General features: G+C 61.4%; 17 protein-coding genes. 5 read left to right on the top strand and 12 right to left on the bottom strand.

The window, feature by feature from the left end; all coding sequences use genetic code 11:
* Positions 1 to 41 precede the first annotated feature (41 nt).
* The 6 genes from AO356_RS27830 to AO356_RS27805 form a co-directional block, all read right to left on the bottom strand.
* Entirely contained in the window at positions 42 to 1,025 is a 984-nt protein-coding gene (locus AO356_RS27830) for a hypothetical protein (protein WP_060742553.1), read from the bottom strand.
* A 59-nt stretch (positions 1,026 to 1,084) separates the two neighbouring features.
* Positions 1,085 to 1,678 carry a hypothetical protein gene (locus tag AO356_RS27825; RefSeq protein WP_060742552.1) on the bottom strand — a complete coding sequence of 198 codons (594 nt, stop codon included), beginning with the start codon at positions 1,676 to 1,678 and terminating at the stop codon, positions 1,085 to 1,087.
* A 1-nt stretch (position 1,679) separates the two neighbouring features.
* Positions 1,680 to 2,126 carry a hypothetical protein gene (locus AO356_RS27820; RefSeq protein WP_060742551.1) on the bottom strand — a complete coding sequence of 149 codons (447 nt, stop codon included), beginning with the start codon at positions 2,124 to 2,126 and terminating at the stop codon, positions 1,680 to 1,682.
* A 321-nt stretch (positions 2,127 to 2,447) separates the two neighbouring features.
* Positions 2,448 to 2,972 carry an AAA family ATPase gene (locus AO356_RS27815; RefSeq protein WP_060743230.1) on the bottom strand — a complete coding sequence of 175 codons (525 nt, stop codon included), beginning with the start codon at positions 2,970 to 2,972 and terminating at the stop codon, positions 2,448 to 2,450.
* Entirely contained in the window at positions 2,969 to 3,532 is a 564-nt protein-coding gene (pnuC, locus tag AO356_RS27810) for a nicotinamide riboside transporter PnuC (protein WP_060742550.1), read from the bottom strand. The genes AO356_RS27815 and pnuC overlap by 4 nt, the downstream gene beginning before the upstream one ends.
* 311 nt (positions 3,533 to 3,843) lie before the next feature.
* Complete coding sequence (locus AO356_RS27805) at positions 3,844 to 5,478, bottom strand: methyl-accepting chemotaxis protein (RefSeq protein WP_060742549.1); 1,635 nt, start codon at positions 5,476 to 5,478, stop codon at positions 3,844 to 3,846.
* A gap of 273 nt (positions 5,479 to 5,751) precedes the next feature.
* On the opposite strand from AO356_RS27805, the gene AO356_RS27800 reads away from it, so the two are divergent.
* Together AO356_RS27800 and AO356_RS27795 are read left to right on the top strand one after the other, a co-directional pair.
* On the top strand, positions 5,752 to 6,582 hold the full coding sequence (locus AO356_RS27800; protein ID WP_060742548.1) for an undecaprenyl-diphosphate phosphatase: 831 nt from the start codon (positions 5,752 to 5,754) through the stop codon (positions 6,580 to 6,582).
* A complete protein-coding gene (locus AO356_RS27795; protein ID WP_060742547.1) occupies positions 6,579 to 7,007 on the top strand; it encodes a DUF1294 domain-containing protein in 429 nt (142 codons plus the stop codon). Before AO356_RS27800 ends, AO356_RS27795 begins: the two co-directional genes overlap by 4 nt.
* 70 nt (positions 7,008 to 7,077) lie before the next feature.
* Here AO356_RS27795 and AO356_RS27790 read toward each other — a convergent pair whose 3' ends face one another.
* Together AO356_RS27790 and AO356_RS27785 are read right to left on the bottom strand one after the other, a co-directional pair.
* On the bottom strand, positions 7,078 to 7,428 hold the full coding sequence (locus AO356_RS27790) for an MmcQ/YjbR family DNA-binding protein (protein WP_060742546.1): 351 nt from the start codon (positions 7,426 to 7,428) through the stop codon (positions 7,078 to 7,080).
* Positions 7,425 to 8,333 carry a LysR substrate-binding domain-containing protein gene (locus AO356_RS27785; protein ID WP_060742545.1) on the bottom strand — a complete coding sequence of 303 codons (909 nt, stop codon included), beginning with the start codon at positions 8,331 to 8,333 and terminating at the stop codon, positions 7,425 to 7,427. Before AO356_RS27785 ends, AO356_RS27790 begins: the two co-directional genes overlap by 4 nt.
* 129 nt (positions 8,334 to 8,462) lie before the next feature.
* Here AO356_RS27785 and AO356_RS27780 point away from each other — a divergent pair, with 129 nt between their 5' ends.
* Together AO356_RS27780 and AO356_RS27775 are read left to right on the top strand one after the other, a co-directional pair.
* Positions 8,463 to 9,071, top strand: a complete 609-nt coding sequence (locus AO356_RS27780; RefSeq protein ID WP_060742544.1) for an FMN-dependent NADH-azoreductase — start codon at positions 8,463 to 8,465, stop codon at positions 9,069 to 9,071.
* A gap of 184 nt (positions 9,072 to 9,255) precedes the next feature.
* A complete protein-coding gene (locus AO356_RS27775) occupies positions 9,256 to 10,293 on the top strand; it encodes an alpha/beta hydrolase family protein (RefSeq protein ID WP_060742543.1) in 1,038 nt (345 codons plus the stop codon).
* Here the strand turns inward: AO356_RS27775 and AO356_RS27770 are convergent.
* Positions 10,287 to 11,480, bottom strand: coding sequence for an MFS transporter (locus AO356_RS27770; protein WP_060742542.1), 1,194 nt, complete (start codon positions 11,478 to 11,480; stop codon positions 10,287 to 10,289). The genes AO356_RS27775 and AO356_RS27770 overlap by 7 nt on opposite strands.
* Before the next feature lie 378 nt (positions 11,481 to 11,858).
* Entirely contained in the window at positions 11,859 to 13,448 is a 1,590-nt protein-coding gene (locus AO356_RS27765) for an ABC-F family ATPase (protein ID WP_003181279.1), read from the bottom strand.
* A 404-nt stretch (positions 13,449 to 13,852) separates the two neighbouring features.
* On the opposite strand from AO356_RS27765, the gene lpxO reads away from it, so the two are divergent.
* Positions 13,853 to 14,752 (top strand): lipid A hydroxylase LpxO, encoded by a 900-nt coding sequence (gene lpxO, locus AO356_RS27760; protein WP_060742541.1) that lies wholly within the window; start codon positions 13,853 to 13,855, stop codon positions 14,750 to 14,752.
* 15 nt (positions 14,753 to 14,767) lie between these two features.
* Here the strand turns inward: lpxO and ligD are convergent, their stop codons facing one another.
* Positions 14,768 to 16,756, bottom strand: coding sequence for a DNA ligase D (gene ligD / locus AO356_RS27755; protein ID WP_060742540.1), 1,989 nt, complete (start codon positions 16,754 to 16,756; stop codon positions 14,768 to 14,770).
* Positions 16,757 to 16,789: 33 nt separating this feature from the next.
* Complete coding sequence (locus AO356_RS27750; RefSeq protein WP_060742539.1) at positions 16,790 to 17,680, bottom strand: Ku protein; 891 nt, start codon at positions 17,678 to 17,680, stop codon at positions 16,790 to 16,792.
* Between the last annotated feature and the right edge of the window lie 51 nt (positions 17,681 to 17,731).

Genomic DNA, 17,731 nt, shown 5'->3' with positions numbered 1-17,731 from the left:
CTGTGCTCCCACAGAGCTACTACCCCCACAGTGGTACTTTTTTACATGCAAGCCTTGCAGCCGGCCGCGATGGACAGCGAGTTGCTTTGCTGGTTGCCCACGCCTGCCGACACGTTGGCGCCGCCGTTACCGGAGAAGCCGTTCATGGAGTTGGTCATGGTGGCGTTGTTGATCACAGGGTTTTTCCAACCGTCGCGGGTCAGCACCTGCTGGGTGTTGCTGCCGGCCAGTTCGAAAGTCCCCACGGCGGAGAACTTGAACTTGTCGTCATCATGACCGCCGCCGTAGCCACCTTTGTTGCCCCAGCCGCCATGATCGTTGTCTTCGGCGGTACCGGTACCTTTGGCCTTGAATGTGCCTGAGGCGCTGTAGGTGCTGGTGAGGGTGTCGGTCTTGTAGGTCCGCACGCCTTTGTTGTCGACCACAAGGCCGGTGGAGGACTGGTCAGCCGAGGCCGAGGCCTGGGCGACACGGCCCCCGGATACGGCAATGGCCAGGTTGTTTTTCTGCTGGTTGAAGTTCCCGGCGGTCACGTTGATACCGATGTTGCCGGAGCCGTTGTTGCCCGCATTGGTGAGCGAGGCGTTGTTTTGCGTGGAGTTGTTCTTGACGTAGTTGTTGTTATTGACCTGCGTGGCGCTGGAGGCGGCGACAGCCGAGCCGAAGATGAAGCTTTCGTCGGCGGTGGCCAGGGCGGCGGCGTTGTCCTGCTGGTTGCCGTCGCCACCGGCAATGTTGGCGCCCATGTTGCCGTTGCTGCCATTGAGCGAGTCAGTGGCTTCAGCGGTGTTGCGGGTGGCTTGGTTGGTCACGACGTTGCCGTCGCTGTTTTGCTCATCCAGCACGGTCGCGCCAGCCCCGGCGCTGATCGAGAGCAGTTGCTCGAGCGACGGACCTCTTGGGCCTTGATTGCCGTGGCCGTTACCGTGGCCGTTGCCACGCCCGTTACCATCGGCCTGTGCAGCCATTGCCATGACCGCGGCGAGAGCGAAAACCAATGGTTTGAGTGCCATTGTAGGTTTCATGGTGTTTCTCCTTGCGTGTCGTTGGTTAAGTGTCGGTACTTTCTTATGTAGCCCCCGGGTCAATCAGCGACCCGGATGCTCAGGGTGTTAGCCATTCGGTTCCCCACCCCGGCGCTCTGGTTCACCTGGATTACCCCTCGGCTGCCGGTGAAGGCCTGGTCGCTGGTAACGACCTGGCGACTGCCGGTTGGGGCGCCAGTTGCTCCTGAGTTCGGTAACAACGCCACGTTCTGTTGGGACAGGGCGCTGTCGTCCATGCTCTGCGGATGAGCACTGATGCCCACCCGCATGACATTGGCCATCTGGTTGTTGGCCCCGGCGGACTGGTTGACGCCCAGCACGCCGTTGCCGTTGCTGAAGGAATGGCCACCGATGCGGGCGGTGGCGTTCATGGAAGGGTTGGCCTGGGTGTCGACACGTTGCCGCACGTGGGTGCTTGCCTGGGCGTGGTCGCCAATGGCGATGGCCCGGGTGTTGGTTTGTTGGATCTGGTCGCCGGCCGCCTGGTTGACGTTGAAGTTGCCGGTGTAATGGCTGCCGGAGTCCTGCAGGTTGGCGTTGCTGACCACCGCGACACCCGAATCGGCAAATACGGTGAAAGAGCTGAGCAGGGAAAGCATGAGCAGGGCGAGTAGGAACAGCACGGGCTTCATGTCACTGACCTCCCGCCAGCCGACCCAGCGGGGCCAGGCCGGAACTCAACGAGCGGTTGATGGTGCCTGAGATCGCGCCACCACTACCGCCACCGTGACCGGCATTCATGCCCGGCATGCCGTTGGGGTTGGTGACCACGTTCAAACCCTGCACGCCGGTATTGGGGGTGACAATGTTGCGGATCGACGAGCCGCTGGCCACGCTGGCGAACTCGCCATCGCTCAGTTCGGTGCTGGCGGTCGCTTGGTTGATTCGTTCGGAGGGGTTGGCATTGACGGTGGTCGGGTAGGGGTCTTTGCCGCCGTTGCGACCGATTGCGATGGGTTGTACGTCACGGCTGAGTACGATGACGCCGTTGCCCTCGGCCTGTACTGGCAGGCTGAGCGTTGCGCTGGCGGCGCAGCCGATCACGAGCAGACAGGTCAAACTTCTTTCGAAAGTCCCCACGGCATCGATTCCTTCTTCGGTGGGCTGGCCCTGGTCCAGCGTTGCGAAGTGGGGAAGAGCAGGTGTTGTGCCGTGTTTTGAAATACCCGCCAATTCAATGGGTTGGATTAAGGCAGGGAGCCCCGGGAAGGGATACTGTTTCAGCGTTGAGACAGGCGCCTGGCGGCCAAATGGCCATCAGCCGTTCCAGGGCTCTGGATCCAGGCTTTCAGGCGAGTGTTTCAGCAGCTTGACAGTCTTGATGACAAGGACATGAAACGGGGTTGAATCAGGGTTTGGTACGCGTGCGCTGTTTCAGAAGTGAAACAAATCAAGCGGCGCTCAGGCTTCAAGCAGTCGGGTAACGGCTGCAAACACCTGCTGGCGGCGTTGCACCCAGTTGCCCTGAATGATCTGGAAAGGTTGCCGATGTCGCCTCAGCCAAGTCTCGATCGCCTGGAAAAACGTCAGCCGTTCCGTCAACTCGGGCTGGCAGCGCAAACCGTCGCCCGTCCATTCGACCTGCTCAGGGCTCAACAACAGGTGCAGGTCGTAATGACGGGCCAGCAGCGCCGGTTCGAGCCACTCCGGGCAATCGCCGAACAGGGTCTGGCTCCAGAGGATGTTACTCAACAGGTGAGTGTCGAGGATCAGCAGCGCCGGCCGATGGGCACGCGCCTGGTCTTCCCAGGCCAGTTGGCCGGAGGCGATGTCGGTGATGTCGGCCAGGCAGGTATCGCGTTGGGTCTGCTCCATGAAATGGCGCACGTACTCATCCACCCGCACGCCACCGAAGTGTTCCTGCAATTGCGCCGCCAGCCAGCTTTTGCCGCTGGATTCCGGGCCGGTCAGGACCACCACCTTCATGCGCGCAGGGCCGGGTCGGCGCGCCATTCGCGCCAGCCTTGCACGGCCAGCAGGGTGAACAGGGCATAGAGTGCGGCGGTCAGGTGCAAGCCCTTGTAGATGAACAAGCCAACGAAAATCACGTCCAGGGCGATCCACAGCGGCCAGCATTGCACGCGTTTTTGCGCCATCCACCACTGGGCCACGAGGCTGAACCCCGTGAGCGCGGCGTCGAGCCAGGGCTGGGCGGCGTCCGTCCAGTGGGCCATGGCGGCCCCCAACAGCAAGCTGCCTGCCGCGCCGATGGCCAGGCCGAGCAACACCGATGGCCCACCGAGGCGGCTGACCTGGCGCCCATCATGATTGCGTCCGGCACGGGTCCATTGCCACCAGCCATAGAGTTGCAGCACCGCGTAGACAACCTGCAGCAGCATGTCCGAGTACAACTTCACCTCGAAAAAAATCCAGCTGTACAGCAGCACCATGACCAGGCCGATGGGCCAGCACCAGGGGTTCTGCTTGACGGTCAACCAGACGGCGATCACGCCGAGGGCTGCGGCAAACAGTTCAAGCCCGGACATGGCGATTCCTTGGGAAAGAGGAGAGGGCGGCGATTGTAAACGCTATGGCGTGGAGAGCTCCAATACCAATGTCGAATGGGCTGCCGCTATCGCGAGCAAGCTCGCTCCCACAAGGGATTTGTGGTTGACACCCAACCAGAGACCCATGCCAAACCAATGTGGGAGCTGTGAATACCAAGCTTGGAACCAACACCAAACCAATGTGGGAGCGAGCTTGCTCGCGATAGCGGTGGGTCAGCTTGCATCAATGCTGAATGTGCGACCGCTATCGCGAGCAAGCTCGCTCCCACATAGGGATCATCCACCGATCGTTAGACCCGGAATTGCTTGAGCAACCCGTTCAACTGTTCACTCAGTGCCTTGAGGCGGCTGCTTGCCTGGCTGGATTGTTCGGCGGCCATGGCGGTGCTGTGGGACAGTCCGGCGGCCTGGGTGACGTTTTGGTTGATGTCTTCCACCACATGGGCCTGTTGCAGGGTGGCGCTGGCGATGGAGGCGTTCAGGCTGTTGAGGTTGCGCAGGGCCTGGCCGATGGCGTTGAGGCTGGCACCGGCGAGGCCGGCCTGTTCGATGGTCAGTTGCGAGGCACGGCTGCTGTCGCCGATGACTTTCACGGCGGCTTCGGAATGGGTTTGCAGGCGCTCGATCATCGCCTGGATCTCGGCGGTGGATTTCTGTGTACGCTGGGCCAGCAGCCGCACTTCATCGGCGACCACCGCAAAGCCTCGACCTTGCTCGCCGGCGCGGGCGGCCTCGATCGCGGCGTTGAGGGCCAACAGGTTGGTTTGTTCGGCGATGGAGCGAATCACCTCCAGCACACTGCCGATCTGGGTGCTTTCACTGGCCAGGGTGCGAATCACTTCCACGGCTTGATCGATGGTCTGGGACAGCCGATCGATCTGCTGCAAGCTGCCATCGATGTTGACCTGGCCTTGCTGGGCCTGGGATTCGGCGTCGCGCATCTCACTGGCCGCGTGCTCGGCATTCTTGGCCACATCCTGCACGCCATAGGTCACTTCGTTGATCGCGGTGGCCACCAGTTCCATTTGTTGCGACTGCTGTTGGCTGCGTTCCTGGGCTTGAGCCGCGTCGTTGCCCAATTCGCTGGAAGATTGCCCCAGTGCACTGGCCGACTCCTGCAACTGGCTCACCACCTGGCGCAATTTGGCGGTAAAGGCGTTGAAGTGCCGGGCCAGTTGGGTGACTTCGTCCTGGCCGTGGGTGTCGAGGGTGCGGGTCAGGTCGCTCTCGCCGCTGGCGATATTGGCCATGGCGTTGACGGTCTCTTGAAGCGGGCGGACGATGCTGCGTACGATCAGGGTCAGCAGCAGGCCCATGACCAGGGTGATCGCCAACCCAATCAACGAAGCCTTGATCAACTGGGACCGGAATTCTGTCTGGACGTCGTCCACGTACACACCGGAACCGATGATCCAGCCCCACGGTTCGAACAGTTTGACGTAGGAGGTCTTGCCGACTGGCGCTTCGGCGCCCGGCTTGGGCCAGAGATAGTCGATGATCCCTGCACCCTTGGCCTTGGCGATGGCGACCATTTCGTTGAACAGCGCAAAACCGTTCGGGTCGCGGATCGCCGAGAGATTCTGGCCTTCGAGTTTCGGGTTGGTCGGGTGCATGACCATGACCGGCGTCAGATCGTTGATCCAGAAATAGTCGCTCTGGTCATAGCGCAGGCCTCGTACCGCGCTGAGGGCTTGCTTCTGCGCCGCCTCGCGGGTCAGGGTCCCAGCGGTTTCCAGGCCATGGTAGTAGCTCAGTACACCACTGGCGGTCTGCACCACATGCTGGGTCTTCTGCACCTTGGCCTGATACAGGTCCGTGTGGATCTGCTTGAGCATGAAGGCGCCGAGCGTGAACAACATCACGATGGCCACGATCAGGATGAGCCACAAGCGTCGGCTGATCGACACACTGCGCAAGCTATTCATACGCTGTCACTCCGGGTTCTTATTCTTGTCATTAACGACGGCCGGCACTTTAGCGCCCGGCGGCTATCCATGATTGATCTGGGTCATAACGCGGCAGCGTTATCAGGGCTTGTCTGATAGGATTTCGGCCCCGCAGCGCAAAACCTGAGCCTGTTCTGATTTTTCATTGGTTTTTTTTGAAAGGTCGCGGTTATCGTGCAGCCGCTGCGTGTACCTGCATGACACTTGAATATTGATAAGACCTGCATGAACAGCGTCTTTTTTGGGGGATGAATGGATTTGTGGACCGCCTTTTCGGCACTGATTCTTGGCGTAGTGGAAGGTTTGACGGAATTTCTGCCGATTTCCAGCACGGGACACCAGATCATTGTCGCCGACTTGCTCGAGTTCGGTGGCGAACGAGCGATGGCATTCAACATCATCATCCAGCTTGGCGCGATCCTCGCGGTGGTCTGGGAGTTTCGGCGCAAGATCTTCGACGTGGTGCTGGGCCTGCCGACGCAACCCGGCGCCCGCCGGTTTACCGCCAACCTGCTGATCGCCTTCCTGCCTGCCGTAGTCCTGGGCGTGCTGTTTGCAGACTGGATTCACCACTATCTGTTCAACCCGATCACCGTAGCCGCCGCGCTGGTGGTGGGTGGTGTGGTGATGCTCTGGGCCGAGAAGCGCCAGCACCAGGTGCATGCTGAAACGGTGGACGAGATCTCCTGGAAGGATGCGTTGAAGGTCGGCCTGGCCCAGTGCATTGCGATGATCCCGGGCACCTCCCGTTCCGGCGCGACCATCATTGGTGGCTTGCTGTTTGGCCTGTCGCGTAAAACCGCTACCGAGTTCTCGTTCTTCCTGGCGATGCCCACCATGGTCGGCGCAGCCGTCTACTCGGGCTACAAGTACCGCGAACTGTTCGTCCCGGCGGATTTCCCGGTGTTCGCCATTGGTTTTGTCACGGCGTTCATTTTCGCCATGATCGCGGTCAAGGGCCTGCTGCGGTTCATCGCCAGCCACAGCTACGCCGTGTTCGCCTGGTATCGCATCGCCTTTGGCCTGTTGATCCTGGCCACCTGGCAGTTCGGCTGGGTGGATTGGACCGCCGCCAAGCCATGAACGATTCAGGCGCCCGTAAACGCGCAGGGGGCAATGCCGGCGGCGCTGTGCAGCACCTGCGGCTCAAGCTGATGGTCTTTGCGCTGCTCTGCGCCTTGCCGCTGTTCGGCTCGCTGCTGTTCGGGCTGCGGGCGGTGTCGTGGGTGCCGATGGCAGCCTACGGTGTCGTCAGTGTGGTGGCGTTCCTGCTGTACTGGAGCGACAAGCGCAAGGCGCGCGCCGAGGCCTGGCGCACCCCGGAGAACGTGCTGCATGCACTGGAGCTGGCCGGCGGTTGGCCTGGAGCCTTGCTGGCCCAGCAGCTGTTTCGCCACAAGACCCGCAAAGTCTCGTTCCAGGTGGTGTTCTGGTTCATCGTACTGTTGCATCAGGTGTTCTGGATCGACCAGTTGTTCCTGGGTGGTTATCTGTTGGCGTTGTCCTAGACAACCAGCTCGACTTCAAACCTGTGGGAGCGAGCTTGCTCGCGATGGCGGCGGGTCAGTCGCGCCGCCACTACAGCAACAACCCGACCTGGGTACGCTTCGGTAACTTGCCGACCACCAATTGGTGCGAGCGTTGCAGCAGGCCACGCAGTTCTTCGGCCCCCAGCGGGTAGGGCACCTGCATGATGACCCACTGGGCCCGTGCCAGGTAAGGCGCGGGGTGAATGCCTGGCCGGTCGCAGTGGCCCAGGAACAGATCCTTGTCGACCTTGAACGCCAACGAGTCGCCCCGCAGGCCCTGAAGGGCGAACATCTTGTTCCCGGCGATGGAAAACACCCGCACGCCGCCCCATTTGTAGTCTTCCCTGGCACCGGGCAAACCCAGGCAAAACTGCGCGACATCCTCTTCGCTCAAACTCATAGCGTTCTATCTCCACAGCCCTCGAAGGCTTCCACCAAATGATCGATCCAGGCGCGGACCGCTGGCAACATGCCGCGCCGATGCGGGTAGACCGCCTGTAGCCAGCCGTCGGGCAACGACCATCCTGGAAGCAGTTCCACCAGTGTGCCGTCCCGCAATTCCTGCTCGCAATACATGCTCGGCAATAAAGTGAAGCCCAGGCCGGCGAGGGTGCAGGCTCGACGCACAATGAAGTCATCGATGCCCAGGCGGGCCTCCAGGCTCAGTTCCACACGCTGTCCATCGCTCTTGACCAGACGCAGATGCACCAGGCGATCGGCTTCCAACGCCCCCAGCACCGGCAACGCCTCCAGATCGTTCGGGGTCTCGATCCGCCGTCCTTCGACGAAGGCCGGGCTGGCCACCAGCATCAGTCGTGCCCGGCGCAAACGCCGGGTCATCAACAGCGGGTCTTCGTCCCCCAGGTCACGCACGCGCAACGCCACGTCGATGCCTTCGCCGACCAGGTCAACCCGGCGGTTGAGCAGGGTCATGTCCAGTTGCACCAAGGGGTACTTCACCAGGAAGGTTTCGATCACCACCGGCAGGAACTGGTGAGCCAGGCCCACGGGGCTGGACACCCGCAATCGGCCGCGGGGCTCGCTGGACATGCTCGCCACCGCTTCGTCGGCCATCTCGGCCTCCAGCAACATGGCCTGGCAATGGCGCAGATAACGTTCGCCAACCGCCGTCAATTTCAACTGGCGGGTGGTGCGCTGGAGCAACCGGGCGCCGAGGCGTTCTTCCAGCTCGGCGATACGCCGCGACAGTCGCGATTTGGGAATGCCCAGCAAGCGCCCGGCCGCCGCGAAGCCACCGGCTTCGACGACTTTGGCGAAGTAGTACAAGTCATTGAGGTCTTGCATGGCGAGTCCGATTGTCCTGTCAGTGGGACAAACTATCGCATTTATGCTGACTTATCGATCATTGGCTTCATCGATAGGATGGTCGCCAATTGATCGCCTGGTTGCGGTCCTCATTTGGAGAGCATTGATATGAAACTGCTGCACATCGATTCGAGCATCCTCGGCGACAACTCCGCTTCCCGCCAATTGAGCCGTGAAGTGGTTGAAGCCTGGAAAGCTGCCGAGCCAGGCATCACCGTCACCTACCGTGACCTGGCCGCCGATGCCATCAGCCATTTTTCCGCCCAGACCCTGGTCGCTGCCGGTACCAGCGCCGAATTGCGCGACGCTGCGCTCAAGTACGAAGCCGACCTTAGCAGCGAGACAATGGCAGAGTTCCAGGCGGCGGATGCGCTGGTCATCGCCGCGCCGATGTACAACTTCAGCATTCCGACCCAACTCAAGGCCTGGATCGACCGTATTGCCGTGGCCGGCCAGACGTTCCGCTACACCGAAGCGGGCTTCGAAGGCCTGTGCGGTGGCAAGAAGCTGGTGATCGTTTCCACCGCCGGTGGTGTGCACACCGGGCAGCCGAGTGGTGCAGGCCATGAGGATTACCTGAAAGTGATGTTCGGTTTTCTGGGCATCACCGACATCGAATTCGTCCGTGCGGAAGGGCTGGCCAAGGGCGATGACATGCGCAATAAGGGCATGAACGAAGCCCAGGCGCAGATCGGCGAACAGTTCGCCGCTGCGTAAAACCTGCGTAAAGGCAGCAAGCGCTTCGGGCAACCTTCGCAAAACCCTGTATTCTCGTCGTCATTGGATGGCCGGGATGCAGGGTTTTGCTGCATTCGGCGCCGGGGATTCTGGCGCAGGTTATGCACGGCCAAGTGTGCGAGCGACGGGGCCTTCCCGGGCGCTGGTGAAGGTGGAAGATTCGATGACACGTTTTGGTGCAGCGCTGCTGCTTTGCTGGTTAGCCAGTCTCGGTTCCGTGCAGGCCGCTCCAGGGCCGCATCCGCATTGGAGCGCGGGTTTCCATGAGCTGAGTTTTCTCGATCCGCTGGATCAGCAGCCGATGCACGCCATCGCCTTCTATCCGTCCACCGACCGGGAACAATCCAGCCTGCTGGGTGGCTACCAGATCGATGCCGCGCCGGACGCCCAGATCGCCATCGGCCGCTTCCCGCTATTGATGTTGTCCCATGGCAACACTGGCACGCCGTTGGCCCTGCATGACCTGGCCACCTCGCTGGCGCGCAAGGGGTTTGTCGTGGTGGCGGTGATTCATCCCGGCGACAACGCCCAGGATCACAGCCGGCTTGGTACCCTGAGCAACCTGTACGGGCGGCCGATCCAGATTTCCGAAGCCATCACCGCAACGCTCAATGATCCGATGCTGTCGCCGTTCGTCAACGCCGGGCAGGTCGGGGTGATCGGCTATTCGGCCGGTGGCGAAACCGCGCTGATCCTGTCCGGTGCGACGCCGGACCTCAATCGTCTGCGCCGCTACTGCGCGGAGCGGCCGGACGACCATGACGCCTGTAACACCCAGGGTGAACTGATCGCCGACCGCGATGACCTGCAACCCGTGGCCGACCCCAGGGTCCGGGCGCTGCTGTTGATGGCGCCGTTGAGCCTGAAATTCGGTCGTCATACGTTGGCCGATGTCCATGTGCCGGTGCTGCTGTACAGCGGCGATGGCGACAAATTGGTGGCTTTCGACAAGAATGCCGCCGCCTTGGCCCGTAAGCTGCCCACCGCACCGGATTTCAAGACCTTGGCCGGCGCGGGCCACTTTGTTTTCCTGGCGCCGTGCACCGACGAGCAGATCGCCGCGATGCCCGCGCTCTGCACGGATGCCGACGGTGTCGATCGCAAGGACATCCACCGCACCATGATTTCCGAGGCCGGCCGCTTCTTCGGCGAGGCCTTGGGCAAGCCGACCCGGGCAGGGCTGAAGACGGCCGATCAATAAAGGGCGTTTGTCGCTCGACGACGCAGCAGCAGGGTCAGGCCCAGGCCGGTGACCGACAGCAAGGCGGCACAGAAGAAAATCGACGAATAGCCCAGGTTCAATGCCACCGCGCCCATCAACGGGCCGGCAATCGCCAGTGCCAGGTCAAAGAACACCGCGTAGGCGCTCAGGCCCGCGCCACGGCTGGTGTTGGGCACTTGCTTGATAGCCTCCACCCCGAGCGCGGGATACACCAGCGACAACCCGAAGCCGGCCAGCCCGGCACCGACCAGGGCGAACGGGGTGGACGGCGCCAGCCACAGCAATGCCAGCCCGAGGGTTTCGATGCTCATGCAGGCAATGGCCGAGTTGAAGCCACCGAAGCGGGCAATGCTTGAAATGAACAGTAACCGCGCGAGAATGAAGCAGATGCCAAATACCGTCAGGCACCACGCCGCGCCGGTCCAGCCGCGGCTGATGTAAAACAGTGTGATGAACGTGGTGAGCGTGCCGTAGCCGATCGATGCCAGGCTCAGGCCCGCTCCGTACGGCGCAATGCGCGCAAACACCGCCCAGAAAGGCAAGCGCTCGCCGCGAATGACCGGCACCGACGGCTTGTTGCGAATCATCAACAGCGCTGCGCCTGCCAGCAACGACAACGCAATACCCAGGCTGGCGAAACCCAGCTCACCGACCATCACCACCCCCAACGGCGCGCCAATAGCGATGGCCCCGTACGAAGCGATACCGTTCCAGGAAATCGAGCGGGCGGTGTGCTCCACTCCCACCTGGCCCATGCACCAACTGATGGTGCCCACGCCAATCAGCCCCTGTGCCACGCCGAGCAGCAAGCGACCGGCGATCAGAATCAACAGGCTGGGTAGCGCAAAGCTTTGCAGCAAGGTCGAGATCAGCGTCAGCACGCCGCTGAGCACAATCCCCGACAACCCATAGACAATCGCCCGCTTGGTGCCGACGCTGTCCGACAACCGACCGGCCATGGGGCGGCTGAGCAAGGTCGCCAGATACTGTGAACCGATGGTCAGGCCGGCCACCACCGCGCTGAAGCCCAATTGTTCATGGACATACCCGGGCAGCACGGCAATCGGCAGACCGATGCAGAGGAAGGCGATGAAGGTGTAGAACACGATGGAGACGATCTGCAGGGTGATCGACAGGGAACTGGGGGCAGAGGAGGGCGTGGGCATGGGGCTCGTTCGCGGGCAGCGGTAAGAGAGCCTCATCATGGCGCGAGGTGGGAATAAAAGAAAGCAGGCTAACTAAATGTGTTGGGGAGACTGGGTGTTCAGGCGGGATTGATGGGGTATGTGCTGCCGCCATCGCGAGCAAGCTCGCTCCCACAAGGAGGTTGGGCCCGAACAAAAATGGAGGAGCGCCACAGACCCAATGTGGGAGCGAGCTTGCTCGCGATGGCGGCGGGTCAGGTAATACGGTGCGACTGTCAGGGCCTCATCGCGAGCAAGCTCGCTCCCACAGGTTTTTACCCCGCTGAAATACAAAAAAGCCCTGTCACAGTGGACAGGGCTTTTCACTTGCCGCTTGAAGCTTACAACTCGGAGCGGGGCTTAGAACACCACACCCTGGCTGCGCAGGTAGTCGTCATAGGTGCCGCTGAAGTCGACCACGCCGTCGGCGCTCAGTTCGATGATGCGGGTAGCCAGGGACGATACGAACTCTCGGTCATGGCTGACGAAGATCAAGGTGCCCGGGTAGTTTTCCAGCGCCAGGTTCAGCGCTTCGATGGATTCCATGTCCAAGTGGTTGGTCGGTTCGTCCATCACCAGTACGTTTGGCTTCTGCAGGATCAGCTTGCCGAACAGCATGCGGCCCTGTTCACCACCGGAAATGACCTTGACCGACTTGAGGATCTCGTCGTTGGAGAACAGCATGCGCCCCAAGGTGCCACGCACCAGTTGTTCGCCGCCCTGGGTCCATTGGCCCATCCAGTCGAACAGGTTGACGTCGTCTTCGAAGTCATGGGCGTGATCCTGGGCGTAGTAGCCCAGTTCCGCGGCGTCGGTCCACTTCACGGTACCGGCATCCGGTTCCAATTCATTGACCAGGGTGCGCAGCAAGGTGGTCTTGCCGATACCGTTCGGGCCAATGATCGCCACGCGCTCGCCGGCTTCGACGGTGAAGCTGAAGTCCTTGAACAGTGGCTTGCCGTCGAAGCCCTTGGCCATGCGTTCGACAATGACCGCCTGGCGGTGCAGTTTCTTGGTCTGCTCGAAACGGATGAACGGGCTGACGCGGCTCGATGGCTTGACCTCGGCCAGCTGGATCTTGTCGATCTGCTTGGCACGGGAGGTGGCCTGCTTGGCTTTCGAGGCGTTGGCCGAGAAACGGCTGACGAACGACTGCAGTTCGGAAATCTGCGCTTTCTTCTTGGCGTTGTCCGACAGCAGTTGCTCGCGGGACTGGGTCGCCACGGTCATGTACTCGTCATAGTTGCCCGGGAACAGGCGCAGCTCGCCGTAGTCCAGGTCCGCCATGTGGGTGCAGACGCTGTTCAGGAAGTGACGGTCGTGAGAGATGATGATCATCAGGCTCGAACGCTGGGTCAGCACGTTTTCCAGCCAGCGGATGGTGTTGATATCCAGGTGGTTGGTCGGCTCGTCGAGCAGCAGCACTTCCGGGTCGGAGAACAGCGCCTGGGCCAGCAGCACACGCAGTTTCCAGCCTGGCGACACTTCGCTCATCGGGCCGAAATGCTGCTCGATGCCAATCCCCAGGCCCAACAGCAGTTCACCGGCGCGGGATTCGGCGGTGTAGCCGTCCATCTCGGCAAACTCGGTTTCCAGCTCGGCCACGGCCATGCCGTCTTCTTCGGTCATTTCCGGCAGCGAATAGATGCGGTCGCGCTCGGCCTTGACCTTCCACAGCTCTTCGTGACCCATGATCACGGTGTCGATCACGGTGAATTCTTCGTAGGCGAACTGATCCTGGCGAAGTTTACCCAGGCGCACGTTCGGTTCGAGCATGACCTGGCCGCCGGACGGCTCGAGGTCGCCGCCGAGGATTTTCATGAAGGTCGACTTGCCGCAACCGTTGGCACCGATCAGGCCGTAGCGGTTACCCGCGCCGAACTTGACAGAGACGTTTTCGAACAGTGGCTTGGCGCCGAACTGCATCGTGATGTTAGCTGTAGAGATCAAAGGTTTATCCTGCGGAACATTCAGAGTAGCTAAGGGTGCGGCAGTACCTGTTCAGTACCTGTTTGCGCACGTTCCGACCGCGCAAAGGCGTCGTGGTCGCAAGCGCAAGGGTCCATCCGGCATAAGAGGACAGCAGCATACGGAGCGCCTGGCCCGGGTAGACGTACGCCGAAGCCGCGGTTTGCGGTATCGGCCAAAGGGGGCGCGTGATAATTGGCGGCGATTGTACTGATCTGGCCGCATAAACGATAGGGGATTGCCCGGGCAAGACAGTTTTTCACAACTTTGGGGTAACTTTTGCTTACAACCTGTGGCTAAAATGCCATCTCACCCGATGCCATCTCCTTTGCCGCTTGGCTGGCCTGGAGACGCAACCTGTTCACTCCTGCATGTGACGGACTTTCGTGAAACTCATCATTGTCGCGATCTACCTCCTCTCCATTGGTTACGTTCACCTGCGCGGACGCGTGCGGCATAAGATCGGGCGCCAGTTGAGCGATCATTCGTCTTTTCTGGCACCGATCAATTGCCTGCTTTACCTGTGCTCGAAACTGCCGAACAAGCCTTTCCTGAGCCCGGCGCAGTTCCCCGACCTGAGCCCGTTGCAGGCCCATTGGGAAGAGATCCGGGCCGAAGGCCAGAGCCTGCTGCGCGCCGGGGAGATCAAGCGTTCCAATCAGTATGACGACGTGGGCTTCAATTCATTCTTCAAGACCGGCTGGAAGCGTTTCTACCTGAAGTGGTACGGCGACAGCCATCCCTCGGCCATGAAGCTGTGCCCACGCACCACGGAACTGGTGCAAGGCATCGGTTCGATCAAGGCAGCGATGTTTGCCGAGTTGCCGCCGGGGTCGAAGCTGGTCCGCCACCGCGACCCTTACGCCGGGTCCTATCGGTATCACCTGGGCCTGGAAACGCCCAACGATGCCGGCTGCTACATCAATGTCGATGGCGAGCCTTATCATTGGCGCGATGGCGAAGCGGTGATTTTCGACGAAACGTTCATCCATTACGCCGAGAACACCACCGCCCATAATCGCATCATCCTGTTCTGCGACGTGGAACGGCCGATGAGGTTTCGCTGGGCCACCGCCTTCAACCGCTGGTTCAGCCGTACCGTGATGGCGGCGGCCGGTGCGCCCAACGACGCGGGCGACAGGACGGGCGGCCTGAACCGGGCGTTCTCCAGGCTCTACAAGATCCGATTGCAAGGCAAGGCCCTGAAGAAGCGCAATCGCACGCTGTATTACCTGCAGAAGTGGGCTTTTTTCGGTGGTTTGCTGGCGATCTTCGTCTGGATTTGAACCCTGGATTGGTCCTCATGCCTCGGGCTTTTGCGCATCCAGTTGCTCCCACATCCTGGCGGTAATCCGCTGGCGGTGGTTGTAGCCCTCCCAAGGATCGGCGCCCAGGCTTCTGGCCCGTTCCAGCGCGGTATACATGTCCCATTGCTGGGCGTTGCGCAGGGTCGACAGCTCGGCCCGGGCAATCGGCACCGAGACCGGCAGGCCTGGCCTGGCACGTACCGAATAGGCGGCTACGGTGCTGGCTCCACGGGCGTTGCGCAGGTAGTCGACGAATATTTTCCCGACGCGGTTCTTCGGTCCCATGGTGGCGGTGATGCGCTCGGGCATTTGCCGGGTCAGGAACTGAGAGATGGCTTTGGCGAACGCCTTGGTGGTGTCCCAGCCTTCGTTTCTCGCCAATGGCACGATCACATGCATGCCTTTGCCACCGCTGGTCTTGAGGAACGCCTGCAAGCCCAGCTCGTCGAGTACCGCCAAGGTCATGCGGGTCGCCTCGATCATGGCGCTCCAGGGCAGTGACGGGTCCGGGTCCAAGTCCAGGACAAACAGGTCAGGCGTCTCGATCCGGTCGTGGGTCGCGGCCCACGTGTGCAGTTCCACCGTGCCCATCTGCGCCGCGCCGACCAGCGCGTGGATATCATCGATCTCCATCAGGGCTGCATGGCCCGGGTCCAGTTGCGGATCCAGCTGCCTGATGTGGGGAATCTCCAGGCGATCGGCGTGTTTTTGAAAGAACAGTTCTTCGCCGATACCGTCCGGTGCCCGCAGCAGCGCGACCGGGCGCAACTTGAGGTGCGGCAGGATCCAAGGGGCGATATCCAGGTAATACTGCGCCAACTCGGCCTTTTGCACGCCGCTGACACTGTCGATGACCCGCTCGGGGTGGGTGATCGTCACCCCGTCGACTTTGGCGGTGCTGGCTTTTTTGCGACGCTGGGGTTTGGGCGTGGAGGGTTTTATCGGCAGGGGTTGCTCCCGAACCACTTTGTTGGCGGGCGTATGGAGCGGCAAACCGAGGAAAATGGCCTGCCGCACCTGGTTATCGCGGGTCCACTCGGTGAATTCGACTTCACAAGTCAGGGTCGGCTCGACCCATTGCACGCCGCGTCCCTGCGTACCGTTGAGCGGCTCAGCCAGTGGCGAGCTCTCGCGCTGCTGGGTACACAGTTGCTCATGCAATTGCTTGATTTGTACCTGGCTGAACCCTGTGCCGACCCGGCCGGCATACACCAGCCCCGTTGCTCCGTTGACGGCCAGCAGCAGCGCGCCGAAACCGCTGCGCTTGCCTTGGGGGCGGGTGAATCCGACGATGACGAAGGCCTGGCGCAACCGGCACTTGAGCTTTACCCAGTCGGCGCTTCGGCGGGACATATAAGGGCTGCCCAGGCGCTTGCCGACCACGCTGTCCAGTGAGAGCGCGATGGCGCTTTCGAACATGTCGTGCTGGCTGGCGGAAAACCACTCGGAAAAGCGCAGGCGCTTGCTGGCGTTGTTGCCGAGGGCTTTTTTCAGTGCGGCACGGCGTTCTTCCACTGGCGCCTGGCGCAGGTCGACGCCATTGAGAAAGGGCGCGTCGAACAGGAAATACACCATGTCAACGGTGCGGCTGATTTCGAAGGCCTCGCGCAGGGCGGCGAAATCGCTGTGGCCGGTTTCATCGAGCAGGACCAGTTCGCCATCCAGCCAACTGTCCCCCAGGTCCAACCCGGCCAGGGCGTCGGCATGCAGTTTCAGCCGATCGGTCCAGTCTTGGTGATTGCGGTTGTACAGCCGCACTTCACCTTGTTCGATGCGGGTCAGCAGGCGATATCCGTGGAACTGGACTTCGTAGCGCCATTCACCGGTGGGTGGCTCCTCCACGGGCGTGGCTAACTGCGGCGACAGGCGCTCGGGCAAGCGGGTGCCCGGAGCTGTCTTGCCCCCTCGGCCAGGGTCGCGGGGCGTCGTGGCGTCCGACTCGGCATTGGACAAACGAGCAGATTCACTCTCGGCGTTGGCCATGACAGATTCCCTTGTATTGCACACGCCAGGGTTTTAGCCCCGGGAGGCCTTGGTGGCTTTTTTGGCAGGAGCGGATTTGCCGGTTTTCGCAGATTTTGCCGGGGGCTTCCCGGCGGATTTGTCGCTGGCCTTGCCCTTACCGCCCAGGCTGCGCTTGAGCAACTCGGTCAGGTCGATGACATCGGCGGTCTTGCGTTGTTCTTCGCCCGGATCGGTCTCCACGGCTTCGAGGCGGCCTTCGTTGGCCTTTTTCTCCACCAGTTCCATGATCTTGTCTGCAAAACTGTCCCGGTATTCTTGCGGCTCCCAGTCAGCACTCATGTCCTCCACAAGGCGCTTGGCCATTTCCAGCTCGCCCTTGGCCAGGGTCGGGTTCGTGACCTCGTCGCCCAGTTCCAGGACATCCAGCTCGCGCACCTCCGCGGGCCAGCGCAGCATCACCAGCACCAGGGCCGATTCAAGGGGCATGAGGGCGGCCAGGTGCTGGCGGGTATGCAGCACGACGTAGGCCAGGGCCACCTTGTTGGTCTTGACCAGGGTTTCGCGCAACAGGGCGTAGACTTTGCCGCCACGTTTGTCGGGGGCGAGAAAGTAGGGCGTGTCGATGTTTTGCAGGGGGATCTTCTCGCTGCCGACAAAAGAAAAGATATCGATGGTCTGGGTGGACTTGGGGTGAGCGGAGCGGATTTCCTCTTCGCTGAGCAGCACGTACTGGCCTTTCTGGTACTGCACGCCCTTGACAATGTTTTCCTTGGTCACTTCCTTGCCCGTCGCCTTGTTGACCCGCTTGTAGCCCACCGGATCCATGCTGCGTTTGTCCAGCCAGTCAAAATCCACACCCTGTGAAGAGGTGGCCGACACCAGCGCGACGGGGATGTGGACCAGCCCGAAACTGATTGCGCCTTTCCAGATTGCCCGAGCCATGGTGGTGTTTTCCTTGCCGGTGGATGTCTCTCTGGTGACCTTCGCGCCTCG

The sequence above is a fragment of the Pseudomonas fluorescens genome (assembly GCF_001307275.1).
Classification (GTDB): Bacteria; Pseudomonadota; Gammaproteobacteria; order Pseudomonadales; family Pseudomonadaceae; genus Aquipseudomonas; species Aquipseudomonas fluorescens_AA.
This window is presented reverse-complemented; position numbering and strand designations above follow the sequence as displayed.